The organism is Mycobacterium sp. 012931 (assembly GCF_000419295.1).
Classification (GTDB): domain Bacteria; phylum Actinomycetota; class Actinomycetes; order Mycobacteriales; family Mycobacteriaceae; genus Mycobacterium; species Mycobacterium marinum.
Window position 1 is genome coordinate 3,735,375 of sequence record NZ_AOPX01000001.1, and the last position, 15,990, is coordinate 3,751,364.

Genomic DNA, 15,990 nt, shown 5'->3' on the forward strand with positions numbered 1-15,990 from the left:
AGGTGCCGCCGCGGCTGCGGCGGTGTCTAGCCCTCGAATCCGTGATAGTGCATCACGTGCTTGATCCGGGTGTAGTCCTCGAACCCGTACATGGACAGGTCCTTGCCGTAGCCGGAGTGCTTGAAACCGCCGTGCGGCATCTCGGCAACCAGCGGAATATGGGTGTTGATCCACACACACCCGAAGTCCAGCCGTGCTCCCATGCGTGCGGCGGTGTCGACGTCCTTGGTCCACACCGAGGATGCGAGACCGTATTCGGTGCCGTTGGCGAAAGACAGGGCCTGCTGCTCGTCGCTGAAACGCTGCGCGGTGACGACCGGGCCGAAGATCTCGGTCTGAATCAATTCGTCGTCCTGTTGCAGGTCGACAATCAACGTGGGCTCGTAGAAGAAGCCCGCGCAGTCTTTCTGCTTGCCGCCGGCAAGAATTCGAGCGTGCGCCGGCGCACGGGACACCAGGCCATCGATGTGGCGCATCTGGTTGCTGTTGTTGATGGGACCAAACAAGATGTCCTCATCCGCGGGGTCATAGCCCGTCCTGGTGCCGGCCACCGACTCGGCCATCGCCGACAGGAACTCGTCGTAGATGCCGTCCTGGATGATCAGCCGAGTGGCGGCGGTGCAATCCTGGCCCGCGTTGAAATAGCCTGCCGCGGTAAGTCCCTCCACCGCCGCCGCGATGTCGGCGTCATTGAAGATGACTACCGGCGCCTTGCCGCCCAGCTCGAGATGCGCACGTTTGAGGTCGTTGGCCGCGCTGGCCGCCACCGCCATACCTGCCCTGGTGGAGCCGGTGATCGACACCAGCTGTGGCACCGGGTGCGCCACCAGTGCCGCACCGGTGTCGCGGTCGCCGCACACCAGGTTGCACACCCCGGGCGGGAAGATCTCCTGCATCTTCTCGACCATCCAGTAGGACGACGCGGGCGTGGTGTCCGAAGGCTTGAGTACCACGGTGCAGCCGGCGGCCAGCGCCGGGGCAAACTTCCACACCGCCATCATCATCGGGTAATTCCAGGGCGCTACCTGGGCAACCGGGCCCACCGGCTCCCGTCGAATCGACGACGTGTGCCCACGCATGTATTCGCCCTGTGAGCGGCCTTCCAGAACCCGCGCCGCGCCGGCGAAGAACCGGATCTGATCAACCATCGGCGGAATTTCCTCCGACATGGTCAACGAGATTGGCTTGCCCGTGTTCTCGCACTCGAGCGCGACAAGTTCCTCGGCGTTGTCCTCGATGAGGTCGGCGAGCCGCAGCAGCGCACGCTGCCGTTCGCTGGGGGTGGACCAACGCCACGACTCGAACGCCTTGGCCGCCGCGGTAAACGCGTCATCGACATCTTTGCCAGAGGAATTCGGCGCCGATGCATAGACTTCGCCCGTCGACGGGTTGACGATATCCATCGTGTTTCCGTCCGGCGTTGCCTGAATTTCTCCGCCAATGATGTTGTGAAAAACCTTCTTTTCCACCATGGTGTCCCGTTCTACGAGTAGCGCTCAATGATGTTGGTCCGGACCGCAGGGAACGCCGGAGCCCTGGGTCAGAGGCCCTCCCGGGGCCCTGGTGGGAATTTGTGCCGCCAATATCTCTCTCAAACGTCCTGGACCATGCCGGTCTGGGGCGTTGGGGCCGCGATCCGGCGGCAGCCGGCTTGATGGCGTCGCACTTCGAGGGGCACGATAACCGGATGGTCGCATTTCTCCCAGCAGCTGACTTGCCCGAGTCACAGACGACACCCGCTACATGACCGACTCCAGCACCTCCCGGGTGGCGGTCTACTTCGACTTCGACAACATCGTCATCTCGCGCTACGAGCAAGTCCACGGCCGAAACACGTTCCACCGGGACAAATCCAAGGGTCTGGAACAAGAACGATTGCAGCTGGCGACCGTCGATCTGGGTGCGATCATCGACTTCGCCTCCTCGTTCGGCACACTGGTACTCACCCGCGCCTATGCGGACTGGTCCGCCGACGTCAATGCTGGCTACCACGGCCAGTTGGTGGGCCGCGCGGTTGACCTGGTCCAATTGTTCCCAGCCGCCTCCTATGGCAAGAACGGGGCCGATATTCGACTAGCCGTCGATGCGGTCGAGGACATGTTTCGGCTACCCGATCTGACGCACGTGGTGATCGTCGGCGGCGACTCCGATTACATCGCTCTTGCCCAGCGCTGCAAGCGCTTAGGACGTTACGTCGTGGGGATCGGCGTGGCGGGTGCCAGCAGCGGGTCGTTGGCCGCCGCCTGCGACGAGTTCGTCACCTATGACGCCCTGCCCGGGATACCGACCCTGCCCCCGCCCGCGGCCAAGAAGCGCAGCCGGCGCTCGACCGCCGGCGATCGCGACGAGCCGACGCCACCGGACGCGCAAACCGCCGCCACCGGGTTGCTCGAGCGCGCCCTGCGCATCGGGCAGGAGAAGGACGACGCCGAATGGCTGCACAACTCCGCGGTCAAGGCCCAGATGAAGCGAATGGATCCATCGTTCAGCGAAAAGTCCCTCGGCTTCAAGTCATTCAGTGACTTCCTGCGCTCCCGCAGCGACCTGGTGGACCTCGATGAAAGCAGCACCACCCGACTGGTTCGACTCCATACCGAGGCCGATTCCTAACGGGTGCCCAGCGCGTACGCCTCGCGCGGGGTTCCGGGTGCAAGACCGCTCCGGCGCCGGGCATGTTGTGGCCGGGACAAGTCGCGGGGCAATCATGCCGGCGAAGAAGGGCCGAAGTTGCCAACGACAGCAATCCCACGCGTGCGTCAAATCGCTGCGCACACCGAGGTGAATGGGATCAATGCGTTGATCGCGACGGATTCCGTCATCGCCACGACGACCCGAATAGCACCAGGTAGACGGGGACCCGGCGAGGCTTGGACGCCCGTAGATCTGGACCGACGATTGCCCGCGCGGACCGAACTTCAGTGCGCTCAATCTCGAGCGATACACCCCTGACCGCATGTTGGAAATAGGACCGGATACCGGCTCGATGTCGGCTGCTGTGTCAGATATTATCGGCCACAATCGATCGCTTGCTTCGCATGCAATTGTCGGATCCGCGGACCGGCATTCATGCAGATACCAAGGACCGCTCGGATGTGACAGCTAGACGATTTCCGCTCAATGTGGCTGTGTGTCCCGACGGCAACGGGCGTTGGGCGGCCCAGCGCGGTCTTTCTGCGATGGAAGGCCACCTAGCCGGAGGCGAGGTGGCGTTCAACCGCGTCCGCGATGCCTGCGAACTGGGTCTCACGCAGTTCTCGCTCTACGGTTTCTCTACCGAGAACTGGGGCCGTGCCTCCGCCGAGGTTTCCGGACTGATGGACATCTTCAGCACCCTGTTCGATCGTGGCATCCAGGCACTGGAACCTCTCGGCATCCGGCTAAAGGTCGTAGGCGCGCGCGTCGGCCTACCGCACAACGTGCTTGACGCGATCGATCGCGCCGAGGCCGCAACAGCCCACAACGGCCGCATGACACTGTTCGTCGCGCTCAACTATGGCGGCCGCCAGGAGGTGCTAGATGCCGCGGAGCGCTACACCGGCGGTGGCCCGGAGGCGTTCCACCGGCTGCTCTACGCGCCCGAGATGCAAGATCCGGACCTCGTCATCCGTACCGGGGGCGACCGGCGCCTGTCCAACGGCTTTCTCTGGGAATCGGCCTACTCCGAACTGTTGTTCCTCGATGAACTGTGGCCGGACTTCACTCGCGAGCACCTCGAGAACGCGCTCATCGAGTTCGGACAGCGCGTCCGCACCCTAGGAACCTCACACCGCGAGCAGAGCCCGTAGCCGCCTGCCGCCTTCCGCCGCATCAAGGCGTACGCCACGGCCGCGCGGGCGGAAAGCGCCCCGACGCCGATTGCTGTTCCACCGAGTGCGACTCACCGGGGCATCAATAGAACGTGTTACAGTTCGCCCAGTGGTGACGCGACGCCGGTTGGCCGGCGCAGTCCGTCACACGCCGGCAGGCGGTCGGTGAAAAGTGGAGCAGCCGAAGTGAATTGCCCATCATGCAGGCGCGCGGTGATGCGCGCCAACGGCTTCGCCCGCCAATGACCACCACCAAACGACGATCATTGACGATCATCGGCGGCGCCTACGTCGTCGCTGTCGGGGTGGGCGCCGCCTGGCTGGCGTGGGGGCCGACCACCGGACGGCTATGGCTGGACACGTTGGCGGCCGACGTGCTCGCCACCCAGGGCTCCGGCGTTGTTGATTAGCAGGCTTGTGAGCTGGGGGATTGTGGATTGAGGAGGTCTAGGCGGCGGTTGGCGGTCAAAGCGGTGATCCGGCAGGCTTCGGAACGCCGGAGCCCTGGCTCGCCACCCTGGTGGTTTTCGCCTTCAGCCGCGCCTACCACAACTCGAGCTTCTATGACGCGTACTGGAGTGTCGTCCCACCGCTGCTGGCGCTGTATTGGTGGGCTCACGCTGGATCGTCGGCTGATCGATTGCGCTGCTGGCTGATCACCATCGTGATCTGGGTGTGGACGGTGCGCCTGACGGCGAACTGGGTCCGCGGATTTGCGGGGCTACACCACGAGGACTGGCGCTACCCCCTGCTGCGGGAGCGTGCTGGCCGCTGGGAATTCGCCGTCGATCTGGTGGCGATACACCTCATACCCACCGGGCAAGTGTTCGCGGGCATGTTGCCCGCCTATGTCGGCATCACCCGCGCCGGCCCCGGCGTTCGCTGGCTGACAATCGTCGCCTTCGGGGTGGGTCTGGCAGCGGTGGCCTTCGAATTCCTGGCGGACCGTCAACTGCACGCATTCGTCCGCGACCGGCGACCCGGTGCGGTCATGGACCATGGGTTGTGGAGTTGGTCGAGGCATCCCAACTACTTCGGGGAATTCGGCTTTTGGTTTGCCTTGGCCTTGTTCGGCGTGTCCGCTTCCCCATCGGACGCGTGGTGGTTGTTCGCCGGTGCGGGCGCGATGCTTGCCATGTTCCTGGGCGCCAGCATTCCGATGATGGAAACGCGCAATCTGCAACGGCGCCCGCAGTATCGCGAGGTAGTCGACCGAGTGCCGCGCTTTGTGCCCAGACCGCCCCGGCGATCGATGACATGAACCGCAAGCGCGTTGTCGTCGCCGGGCTGGGTGATGTGGGAGTGCTGATCGCCATCCGGCTGTCCCGCCATTGTGACGTGGTGGGGATCTCGGCCAAACCCGCCCTGGTGAGCGGCCAGGAGCTCGGTGTGCGGCTCACCCGCCCGCATGACTGGGCCCGCGACTACTGGATTGCGTTCGACAAGTTCCGGCGTCTGGACCGGGTACACACGATCCAGGCCGAACTGACCGGCGTCGACCTTGCCGCCAGATCCGTATTCGTCCGCTGCGATGATGGCACGACATTCGCCGAAGCCTATGACGCCCTGGTGATCTCGACCGGGGTCAGCAACGGCTTCTGGCGTCGGCCGACATTGCAGTCGCCCGCCGACATCGGCGCCGAGCTGCAGGCCGCACACCACAGGTTGGCCGCCGCCGCATCGGTGATCGTCATCGGCGGCGGCGCCGCGGCGGTGAGCAGCGCCGTCAACATGGCAACCACCTGGCCAGACAAGCAGATTGACCTCTATTTCCCGGGAGAACGCCCGTTGACGGCCTATCATCCCCGGGCCTGGCAGCGCATCCGCGGCCGGCTGACCGGACTGGGAGTGGGCCTTCATCCCGGCCACCGCGCGGTGACCCCCGACGCGTTCACCGGCGATGAGATCACCAATGCACCGGTGCGGTGGACCACCGGACAACCCGCGGCCCACGCCGATGCCGTGCTGTGGGCGATCGGGAAGGTACGACCCAACACCGGCTGGCTGCCCGAGCAGCTACTCGATGATCATGGTTTCGTCCGCGTGACCCCGCAGTTGCGGGTCCCCGGCCGGCGCGACGTATTCGCGGTCGGCGACGTGGCTGCCAGCGATCCGCTGCGCAGCTCGGCACGAAATCGTGGCGATGCCTTGGTGGCGAACAACATTCGCGCCGAGTTCACCGGAAAACCGCTGCGCTCGTATCGGGCGCCGCGGCGGCGCTGGGGTTCGCTATTGGGCATCCAGCCCGACGGGCTGGAAGTCTTTCTGCCCACCGGCCATTCGCTGCGCCTTCCGTCCTGGTCGGTGCACCGGGTGGTGATGCCGGTGGTGGTCCGTTGGGGCATGTACCGGGGAGTGCGCAAGAACCACCCGTTGACCTGATCCCCCTGCTATGCCAGTTCCGTGTGCATCAACATCACGTTGTATGCCGACCACAACGACAGGTTGAAGTACACATCCTTGCCGGTGGACCACGGGTGCATCATCGGTGCGTAGATGCCGCCGGGCATCTGCCACGACGAGACCAGCATCTGCTCCGGGCTCCAGGGTCCTTGCGGAGTCGGGGCGGTGCGAGCCACCACGTCGTTGCCACCGTTGGTGTACATCACCAGGTACTGCTTGAGGTAGGTGTTGTATTGAGCCGACATTTCACCCACCGGCCCCGGGATCACCGGCGTGGCCGCACCCGGCTTTCCTGCCACCCATGAGTTCGAATCACCGTTCCAATATTGGTATTTGGTGAGATCGGGCACGAAACGCTGCGGGACGCGCGCCAGGTAGGCCGAACCGCCACGCCCCGGTGGGGTGCCAAACGAGTAGAGGTAGCCATCGTTGGCCTTGACGAATGCCCCCATCTGGAAGTTCTCATTGCCCGGGACGAACCGCACTCGTCCGCTATCGGGCCCGGACGCGCGGATGGTCCCCGGGAAAACTCCCCAGTTCTGGCCGTTGTCTTTGGAAACCGCGATGCCCGAGTAGTTCGTCGTCCACTCACCGTCGCGGCCCCAGTCCCGGATGGACATGAAGCTGACGTACTGGGTCTTGCCCACGGCAATGCCTGACGTCGGAATGATTCCCGTCTCGTCTGGCGCCCACTTGATGCTGCTGATGATCTGCTTGGAAAAGCCCGGCTGGCTGATCGGCGAACCGGAGTACCGGTTGACTGGATCGCCGGGGGTCACGTGCAGTCCGTCGGCCAGGTTACGGTCCTGACTGCGGAACAGCGTGTTGTATCGCCATTGATGCTCGCGGACAGCGCAATAGCCAAACGTGTCACCGAAGGCCATCAGCACCTGATGGTTGGCGGGATCGCCGTTATCCCACAGGATGCCCAGGTCGGTGCCGGAGATGCCGAATCGCTCGAGGGTCTTGTTGGGGCTGTCCGGTCCGGTCACCCATTCCGCCAGCGACGTCGTCGCACCGCCAAGTGCCCCACCGGCATCCGACCCATCCGGAGGTGGCGGCGGGGCCGGGGCGGGGATGGGCGCCGCATCGGGAGCGATCTGGGTGGCGTTGGGAGCCTGGTTGGCCGGGTTGGGCGGCGCCGGCGCCGGTACCGCAGCCTGCTGTTGCACCGGTGCGGAGCGCCGCGCACCCGGATTGAGCAGTCGTGACAAGGGGCCCAGCTTGGGCAGGGGCGCACGCTCGTTGGCGCCCCGCGGCCGCAGCCCTCGCGTCATCGGGCCGAGGGTCTTCGATGACGGCGCGGTCACCACCGCGTTCGCCGGTGGCGGAGCATTCGCTGCATCGCCACTGCAGGGCACGGCGGAAGCCATGGGCGCGAGACCCACCGCACCGATGAACCCGAATGCGGCCGCCGACGCCACCAATAACGACACGAGTCGATGAATCGTCGACATGTAACACCTTCCAGCGCCCGAACATCACGTTGACGTCCGCAGTAGGCTGATGTGACGATAGTGATCGATGGGGCTTTTGTGATCATCGATCCCCCGATAGGTACCCGTCTGTGACCGTGTCGCAACGCATTTGCTCCACTCCCCGGCGCCGGCCCTGGTCGGATGCGATCACGGCCGGCCCGGCCCATCTGGTCGCGGTGGCGCCGGCGTCGCGGCTACTTCCCGAAGCCGGCGTCGCGCAATGCCTGGGCCATGGAGCTTCCGGATGAGCTGCTATCCCGGCGACCAGCACCCTTGGCATGGTGCGGATTTCGCTGGTCGCGCCGGAGTTTGCTGTCAGCGCCGCCACGGGGCTTCGGGGCGCGGTCGGCGCGGTTGGCCCGGTCACGCTGGGGCTCGTCGTTCAGCCGCAGGCTCAGCCCGATGCGCTGGCGCTCCACGTCCACGTCGACGACCTTGACCCGCACCACCTGTCCGATCCGCACGACCTCGTGCGGATCGGACACGAAGCGCTCAGCCATCGCCGAGACATGCACCAAGCCATCCTGGTGCACACCGACGTCTACAAAAGCCCCGAACGCGGCGACGTTGGTCACCACACCCTCGAGAACCATGCCCACCTTAAGATCGGCCACCTTCTCGACACCGGCGGCAAATGTGGCGGTGATGAAGGCCGGTCGCGGATCGCGCCCCGGCTTTTCGAGTTCGGCGAGGATGTCGGTCACGGTCGGGACGCCAAATCGGTCATCGGCGAAATCCGCGGGCCGCAGTGATCGCAACGACCGTTCGTCGCCGATGATCTCGGCCAGCGCAACCCCGGTGCGGTCCAGAATGCGCCGGACGACGGGGTAAGCCTCGGGGTGAACCCCGGAAGCGTCGAGGGGATCTTCGCCGTCGCGGATCCGAAGAAAGCCGGCGCATTGCTCGAAGGCTTTCGGGCCCAGCCGCGGAACATCCAGCAGCGCGCGGCGGTTATGGAACGGACCGGTGTTGTCGCGGTAGGCCACGATGGCCTCGGCCAAGGATTCGGAGACACCGGACACCCGCGCCAGCAGCGGCACCGACGCCGTGTTGAGGTCGACGCCCACCGCATTGACCGCGTCCTCGACCACGGCGTCAAGGCTGCGCGCGAGAATCCCCGGCGTCACGTCGTGCTGATACTGGCCCACCCCGATCGACTTCGGCTCGATCTTCACCAATTCGGCCAGCGGGTCCTGCAGCCGCCGGGCGATCGACACCGCACCCCGCAGGGTGACATCCAGTTCGGGTAGCTCGTGAGCCGCATAGGCCGACGCCGAATACACCGACGCCCCGGCCTCACTCACCACGGCCTTGGCCGGTGGTGTCGCCCCGGCACCACGGATGTCGCTGATCAGTTCGGTCGCCAGGGCATCGGTCTCGCGCGAGGCGGTGCCGTTGCCGATGGCGATCAGGTCGACCCGGTGCCGGGCGATCAGCGCGGCCAGGGTCGCCTTGGCCGTGTCCCACTGCCGCTGCGGCTGGTGCGGATAAATGGCACAGGTGTCCACCACTTTGCCGGTCCCGTCGACGACGGCCACTTTCACGCCCGTCCGGAAGCCGGGATCAAGGCCGAGGGTCGTTCGTGCGCCAGCCGGGGCAGCGAGCAGCAGGTCCTTGAGGTTCTTCGCGAAGACCGAGACGGCGTCCACCTCGGCGCGCTGTCGCAGTCGGACCCGCGCGTCGATGGTTGCCGACGAGATCAGCCGGATGCGCCACGCGAAACTCACCGTGGCGGCCAGCCACGGGGTCGCCGCGGCCTTTGCGGATAGGTCGATGTCCAGGGTTGCCGCGACCATCGCCTCATACGGGCTGTCCTCGCCACAGTCGAAATTGAGGGAAAGGACCTTTTCCTTTTCGCCGCGTAGCACCGCGAGCACCCGGTGTGACGGCATGGTGTGTAGCGGCTCGGAAAACTCGAAGTAATCCCGAAATTTCTGGGCCGCAGCGGTCGTGACGACGTCGGCGGACCAGGGAGCCGTCTGTAGCGACGCGTCCGACCAAAACTTCTCGCGAATCGCTCCGACCAGCTCGGCGTCCTCGGCGGCCCGCTCGACCAGAATGTGCCGCGCCCCCTCCAGTGCCGCCGCGGCGTCGGCGACGTCGTCGCTGATGAACTCCGCGGCCGCGGACTCCGGGGCCAGCGTCGGGTCCGACAGCAGCCGGTCCGCCAGGGGCTCCAGACCGGCCTCCCGAGCGATCTGGGCCTTGGTCCGGCGCTTGGGCTTGTAGGGCAGGTAGATGTCCTCGACCCGCGCCTTGGTGTCGGCGGCCATCAGGGTGGCCCGCAGCTCGTCGGTCAGCTTGCCTTGTTCCTCGATGGAGGCCAGCACCGCGGCGCGGCGCTCGTCAAGCTCCCGCAGGTAGCGCAGGCGCTCCTCGAGGGTGCGCAGTTGCCCATCATCGAGGCTGCCGGTCGCCTCCTTGCGATAGCGGGCGATGAACGGGACGGTTGCGCCTTCGTCGAGCAACCGGACGACGGCGACCACCTGGGCCTCCGCGATGGCCAGTTCCTCAGCGAGACGGGCGTTTACAGACTTGGTGGCGACGCTTGGATTCACGCGGATGGACCCTACCGAAGCCGTGCGACACCGCCCGGCAACCGGGCATGGCGCGCCGCGCGCCGGCCCTCAACCGTGCCGATTGCGCAGGCCAGACGGTCGCCCCGCCAGCCCGAGCGGCGCGCGCGATGGCATCGTGCTGTACACGGCGGCCCAGACCGAGCGCTCCAGAAAGCTGTCGGCAATGAATAGCAGCTCATCGCCGGGTTCGAGCGTGTCATCGGGCTGCGGCACCCGCACCGCATCACCGCGCAGCACGCTGACCAGCGCCGTATTGCTGGGCAGTTCCAACTCCGATACCCGCTTGCCGACCAGCGGATTGTCGCTGGGCAGGGTCAGTTTGGTCAGCGCCGCCCGGCCCTCACGCAGCCCCATCATGCGAACCAGGTGGCCCACATCGATGGCACCCTCGATGCCCGCAACCATGGCACCCGGGGTCGACACCGCCACGTCGATGCCCCAGGACTGGCCGAACAACCACTCGTTGCGGAGGTCGTTGATCCGCGCCACCACTCTGGGCACTCCGAATTCGGTCTTGGCCAGCAAACCCACCACCAGATTTGCCTTGTCGTCTCCGGTGGCGGCGATCACCACGTCGCAGGTCTGCGCGCCCGCCTCCTGCAAGGTCGACAACTCACACGCATCGCCGTGGAGCCAATCCGCCGCGGGAACCGAATTCGGCTCGAAGTCGTCGCGTTCGCGTTCTATCAACAGCACCTTGTGGCCGCCGTCGAGCAGCTCCTGGGCAACCGAACGGCCGACTTTTCCCGCACCCGCGATCCCGACCCGCATCCTTACAACCGGCACCTAGCCATCTTGTCGTATCCGGGCCGAGACCTTCACCCGGTACACACCGAGCGGCCTGCGGCTTCGACTAGCTGGTATCTATGTACTGGCACCACACCTGCGTCGCAGCCAGGTCGCCGCCTGCTCGCAACCCCATCGGGCGTAGTGCGCTCAGCGACGCATAACCATGCAAAAACGACGACACCGACGCAGAACCAACACGCCGCCGAGACCACATCGGGACGGGAACCAATGAGCTTGCAGCAGCTGTACCTGGCCATGCTGATCGGCGGCTTCGTGCTGCTGGCCAGCATCGTCGGTACCCGGCTGGCGACGCGGGTGGGTTTTCCCAGCATGCTGCTGTTCCTGCTGGTCGGCGTCATCGTGGGCGAGGATGGGTTCGGGCTGCGGTTCGACGATGTGGAACTCGCCCGGAACATGGGCACGGCTGCGCTGGCGGTGATCCTGGTCGAGGGCGGTTTGACCACCCGATTCAGCGATATCCGCAAAGTCCTGGCACCCGCGGCCACGCTGGCCACCGTCGGGGTGATGGTCAGCATGGTCGTGACCGCGGTCGGGGTGCACCTGGTACTGGGCGTCAGCTGGCAGGCCGCGCTGTTGTTGGGGGCCATCGTTTCCTCGACCGACGCCGCGGCGGTGTTCTCGGTCCTGCGGGTCCTGCCCCTGCCCCGGCGGGTGGCCGGCCTGCTCGAGGCCGAATCCGGCTTCAACGACGCACCCGCGGTGATTTTGGTGCTCATGTTCAGTGAGGTGCCCTTCGCGTTCCGGCCAGCGGCCGCACTCGAGGCCCTGGTCTTCGAACTACTCGTCGGCGCCGCGATCGGACTGGCGATCGGATATCTCGGCGCGTTCACGCTGCGGCGCATCGCGCTGCCCGCCTCGGGCCTGTACCCGATTGCCACGTTTGGGCTGGGGCTGGTCGCGTTCGCGGCCGCCGGTGAGAGCCATGCCAGCGGATTCATCGCCGCCTATCTGGCCGCGGTGGTGCTGGCCAACACCGGACTGCCGCACCGCGCGGCTACCCGGTCGTTCGCCGAAGGAGTGGGCTGGCTGGCGCAGATCGGTCTGTTTGTGCTGCTCGGACTGCTGGTCGAACCGATCGAGGTGATACACGACCTGATCGCGGCGATCGTGGTCGGTCTGCTGTTATTGCTGGTCGCCAGGCCACTTTCGGTCGTGCTCTCACTGTCCGGCTTTCGCATCCCGTGGCGCGACCAGGTCTTTTTATCCTGGGCCGGGCTGCGTGGCGCGGTTCCGATCGTGTTGGCCACCTTTCCGATCGTCGCGGGCGTTCCTGACAGCTACCGCCTGCTCAACATCGTGTTCATGCTGGTCGTGGTGTTCACCCTGGTACAGGGTCCGAGCCTGCGCCCGATCGCTCATCTGCTAGGGCTGATATCGCGCGAAGCCACCCGGGAGATCCAGGTCGAAGCGGCGCCGTTGGACGTGCTCGACGCGGAGCTGGTCACCATGACCGTGCAGCCGCCGTCGCGGCTGCACAACGTCACCGTGCTCGAACTGCGGCTCCCCGATCCAGCCGTGATCACGCTGATCATCCGCAAAGGACACACGTTCGTCCCGATGCCCGACACCCGGATCCAGCGTGGCGACGAACTGCTCATCGTGACGACCAGCACCACCCGTGCCGCCGCCGAATCCCGGCTTCGTGCCGTGAGCCGGCGGGGCAAGCTCGCCTACTGGTTCGACGAATACGGCGAGCCGGACTGACCGCGCGCCCTAGCCGACCCGCTGCCGCACCGCCGCCGGTGCACGCTGAGCCTCGCCCGCCCCGGACGGCGGGCCCGTCATGGCCCGCGCCGCCACCAACGCCACCAGGAAACACCCCAGCGATACCCACCCGGGCGCGCCGCTGAGCCCGTTCTTGGCCACCAACAGCAGGGCGACACCGGCGCCACACACCAGCAAACCGGCGGCGCTGGCACGGGTACCGACGACAGGCACCGGTTCGTCCCACCAAGGCAGCCGACGATGTTCGAGCGGAGACAGCAGCCAAAACGTCGCCGCCATGACGAGGGTGAACACCACGGCACGCAGCGCCAGCAGGCACCAGAACCAGGGTGTGTGCACGTCGAAAGCGTCCAGCCCGACCGCATGCAACACAAAGGCGGCGACAGCGATGGCCGGGATATGCCACAAGTACAGCGTCATGGCTCCCCCATTGCCCATCGCGACCAGCTGCCAGACCCGCGGCCGTGCCGCCCAGCGCCGGATGACTGCCGCGGCCGCAACAAACGCGCAGGACATCCAGGTGCAGTGCAGCGCGAGCAGCAGTGTCGGTGGCGCCACGTTCGACATCCGGTCGGCTCCGGTCACGACCAGCGACACGTCGTAGACGCCGGTGCCTGCCAGGCGCAGCTGTGCGGCGAACGCGGCGACGGCGGCGACCAGGGCTGCGCGCGGGCCGATCAGCCGGCGCGCGTAGCCCACACCGAGCGCCACGGGGATCAGCCACACGATCAAGAAATTTGCGGCCCCCGATTCGGCGGTGCCCACCGCGAGACGAATCTGATCTACCGCGGCGGCCAGCACCAGCAGGGTCACCGAGACGGTGGCGATCCCATACCCCGTCCGCAGTCGCGTCAAGGCGGGCACGAAGGCAAGGACCACCAGATAGACACCGAGGAACCACAACAGCGCGACGCATTCTCGCCCGAGTCCGGCCGCGGACTGCGCACCCAGCGTCGCGCGCACGACAACCAGGGCACCCGTCCACGCCGCGAGATACCAGAACACCGGCCGGCACAGCCGCTGCGCCCGAGTCAATAGCCAGGCGCCCCAGGGCACAACGGGGTCAACGCTGGAAGTTCGCCGAGCAGGTTGCCGATGCGCACCCCGTGCGAGTCGATGGTGGCCAGCAGCAGGGCGCGGTGCCCGAACATCACCACCACCAGGGCCCACAGGCGTGCGACGTCGACAGCGCGGTCCCGCCCGGGCGGGGTGGATCTGGCGAGTGCGGCGGGGTCAGGGGTAAGCGACGTTTTTCGCATGCAACCAAGCATGCGTAGCCGTGGGCCGGCGCGAATGAGTAAGACTACGCGTTTCCCGGGGTGCTGGAACTATCCGATCAGCTTGGTCAGCCAGCTCGGATTCTGCAGGTCGATGGACTTGCTCCCGTCCCACACGAAGGGCGTGCCGCTGGCGTTCAGTTCGGACAGCGTCGCGTCAGCGGCCGCCGCCTTGGTACGGGCGGTACCCATGTCGTTTCCCGCCTTGATGCAGCTGGTCGCGGTGCCGTTGGCGCCGACGGTTTGCGCCAGATGGGCCAGTTCGGCGTCGGTGCGATCTGATGCGGCGGCCTCCTGGGGCTGAAAGTCGCTGGCGAACAGGGCGGCATAAAAGTCGGTGTAGACCTTGGGATCGTCCTGAGCCGCGACGCAGTAGCTGGCCGCCACCGCCCGAGTCGAGTACGTCTTGGTGTGCGACTGTTCGTCGAGGAAGTTGAGCAGGTGATAGCGCACCGCCAGCTTCTTGTTGGCCACCGCGGCGTCGATGTCGCTGGCGTATGACCTGATGAACGCACCGCAGGGCGGGCAGATGGGCTCATTGAAGATGTCGATGGTGGTTGTCGCGGCGGAGCTGCCGATGAACACGCCGTCATTGAGCACCCGAAGCTGCACCGCGTCGGGCGGCGGCGGAGGCGGGGCGCTTGCCGTCGGCGGACCCGGCGAGCGCCAAGGGTGCGCGATGACCACACTCAGCACACCCGCGATGACCACCACCACGGCGACGGCCGCGGCGATCCAGGGCCAGGTCTTGGCCGCGACGGTGGGCTGCGGCGGCGGTTGCCCCCAGGGCGGCGCCCCGGTGGTTCCGGTGTGTCCCACGCCCCAGCCTGGGACGCCGGCCCACGGCGTCGGCACGGGTGCGCTGGGCGCAACCGGCGCGCCGGGAACCGACGGCGCCGGCCATCCGGTGCTTGGCGCGGACCCGGGAACCGGCACCGCCGGCGAGCTGGGCGCAAAACCGCCGGGCGGGGTACTCGCGAATCCGGCCGGCAGCTGTGCCACCTGGCTGCGCTGCAAGATGTCGGTGGCCCGATCCTGGTCGGGTGTGGCCAGCGCCGAGTAGGCGGCCGCGGACAGGTCCCCGCAAGTGGCATACCGGTCCGCCGGGTCCTTGGCCATGCCACGGGCGATCACGTTGTCGAAACCCGCCGGAATACCCGGTCGCGCGGCGCTCGGCCGCGGAATCGGCTGGCTGAGGTGCGCGCCCATCACGCTGAGCTGGTCACCTCGATAGGGCGGAGAGCCCGTCAAACACTCGTACAGCACACACGCCAGCGCATAGATGTCGGCCCGGTAGGTCACGTCCCCGCTGCTGAATCGTTCGGGGGCCATGTAGTAGAGCGTTCCCACGGTGCTGCCCAGTTGGGTGAGCTTCTCGTCCGAGGTAGCGCTGGCGATGCCGAAATCCACGAGATAGGCGAAATCGTCGTGGCTGACCAGGATGTTTTCCGGCTTGACGTCACGGTGGGTCACCCCGGCGGCGTGCGCGGCGTCGAGGGCGGAACCGATCTGGCGCGTGATGGCCACCGCCCGCGGCGGGGGCAGCGGGCCGTACCGCTTCAGCATGGCCGCCAGGTCCTTGCCGTCGATCAGTCGCATGTCCACGTACAGCTGGCCATCGATCTCGCCGTAGTCGTGGATCGGCACCACGTGCGGTTCCTGCAGCCGCCCCGCGGTACGAGCCTCGCGCTGCATACGGGTACGGAATACCGGGTCGTTCGACAGCGTCTGCGACATGAGTTTGAGCGCCACAACCCGCTCGCGCACGGTGTCGTCGGCCTCGTAGACGTCGCCCATGGCACCGCGGCCGACTATCCGCCGCAACCGATACGGACCGAATTGCGAACCCTCCCGCGAATCCGCGGTCGCGTCACTCATCGCCGACTCCTCACCCCGCCTTCCGCACGCCGCA

Annotated in this window: 10 protein-coding genes and 2 pseudogenes; 6 read left to right on the forward strand and 6 right to left on the reverse strand. The window is 66.5% G+C overall.

The genetic code is table 11. The annotated features are described in order from the left end of the window. Positions 1–26 precede the first annotated feature (26 nt). Positions 27–1,472 carry a gamma-aminobutyraldehyde dehydrogenase gene (locus tag MMSP_RS16485; RefSeq protein ID WP_012394333.1) on the reverse strand — a complete coding sequence of 482 codons (1,446 nt, stop codon included), beginning with the start codon at positions 1,470–1,472 and terminating at the stop codon, positions 27–29. Between the two features lie 271 nt (positions 1,473–1,743). Between MMSP_RS16485 and MMSP_RS16490 the strand changes: the two genes are divergently transcribed. The 5 genes and pseudogenes from MMSP_RS16490 to MMSP_RS16505 all read left to right on the forward strand — a co-directional run bounded on the left by MMSP_RS16490 (position 1,744) and on the right by MMSP_RS16505 (position 6,188). After that, positions 1,744–2,610, forward strand: coding sequence for an NYN domain-containing protein (locus MMSP_RS16490; RefSeq protein ID WP_015355411.1), 867 nt, complete (start codon positions 1,744–1,746; stop codon positions 2,608–2,610). A gap of 482 nt (positions 2,611–3,092) precedes the next feature. After that, positions 3,093–3,785: a polyprenyl diphosphate synthase gene (gene uppS, locus MMSP_RS16495; RefSeq protein WP_235065773.1), complete on the forward strand. Its 693-nt coding sequence runs from the start codon at positions 3,093–3,095 to the stop codon at positions 3,783–3,785. Positions 3,786–4,048: 263 nt separating this feature from the next. Beyond that, the gene (locus MMSP_RS27575) at positions 4,049–4,216 is read left to right on the forward strand and encodes a hypothetical protein (protein ID WP_020787544.1); all 168 of its coding nucleotides are present in this window, start codon (positions 4,049–4,051) and stop codon (positions 4,214–4,216) included. A gap of 98 nt (positions 4,217–4,314) precedes the next feature. After that, positions 4,315–5,067: pseudogene (locus MMSP_RS16500) on the forward strand (DUF1295 domain-containing protein); the annotation flags it as partial. Beyond that, the gene (locus MMSP_RS16505; protein ID WP_020787546.1) at positions 5,064–6,188 is read left to right on the forward strand and encodes an FAD-dependent oxidoreductase; all 1,125 of its coding nucleotides are present in this window, start codon (positions 5,064–5,066) and stop codon (positions 6,186–6,188) included. The pseudogene MMSP_RS16500 and the gene MMSP_RS16505, both read left to right, overlap by 4 nt. Positions 6,189–6,196: 8 nt before the next feature. Here MMSP_RS16505 and MMSP_RS16510 read toward each other — a convergent pair whose 3' ends face one another. The 3 genes from MMSP_RS16510 to MMSP_RS16520 form a co-directional block, all read right to left on the reverse strand. Further along, positions 6,197–7,666: a DUF4185 domain-containing protein gene (locus MMSP_RS16510; RefSeq protein WP_020787547.1), complete on the reverse strand. Its 1,470-nt coding sequence runs from the start codon at positions 7,664–7,666 to the stop codon at positions 6,197–6,199. Positions 7,667–7,881: 215 nt separating this feature from the next. Further along, on the reverse strand, positions 7,882–10,245 hold the full coding sequence (locus MMSP_RS16515; RefSeq protein WP_020787548.1) for a Tex family protein: 2,364 nt from the start codon (positions 10,243–10,245) through the stop codon (positions 7,882–7,884). A 69-nt stretch (positions 10,246–10,314) separates the two neighbouring features. After that, positions 10,315–11,037 (reverse strand): TrkA family potassium uptake protein, encoded by a 723-nt coding sequence (locus MMSP_RS16520; protein ID WP_015355406.1) that lies wholly within the window; start codon positions 11,035–11,037, stop codon positions 10,315–10,317. A 246-nt stretch (positions 11,038–11,283) separates the two neighbouring features. Here MMSP_RS16520 and MMSP_RS16525 point away from each other — a divergent pair, with 246 nt between their 5' ends. Next, a complete protein-coding gene (locus MMSP_RS16525; RefSeq protein ID WP_012394310.1) occupies positions 11,284–12,780 on the forward strand; it encodes a potassium/proton antiporter in 1,497 nt (498 codons plus the stop codon). Between the two features lie 9 nt (positions 12,781–12,789). Here MMSP_RS16525 and MMSP_RS16530 read toward each other — a convergent pair. After that, positions 12,790–14,060, reverse strand: a pseudogene (locus tag MMSP_RS16530) (acyltransferase). Positions 14,061–14,129: 69 nt separating this feature from the next. Beyond that, positions 14,130–15,956, reverse strand: coding sequence for a serine/threonine protein kinase PknE (locus MMSP_RS16535; RefSeq protein WP_020787552.1), 1,827 nt, complete (start codon positions 15,954–15,956; stop codon positions 14,130–14,132). Positions 15,957–15,990: the final 34 nt, after the last annotated feature.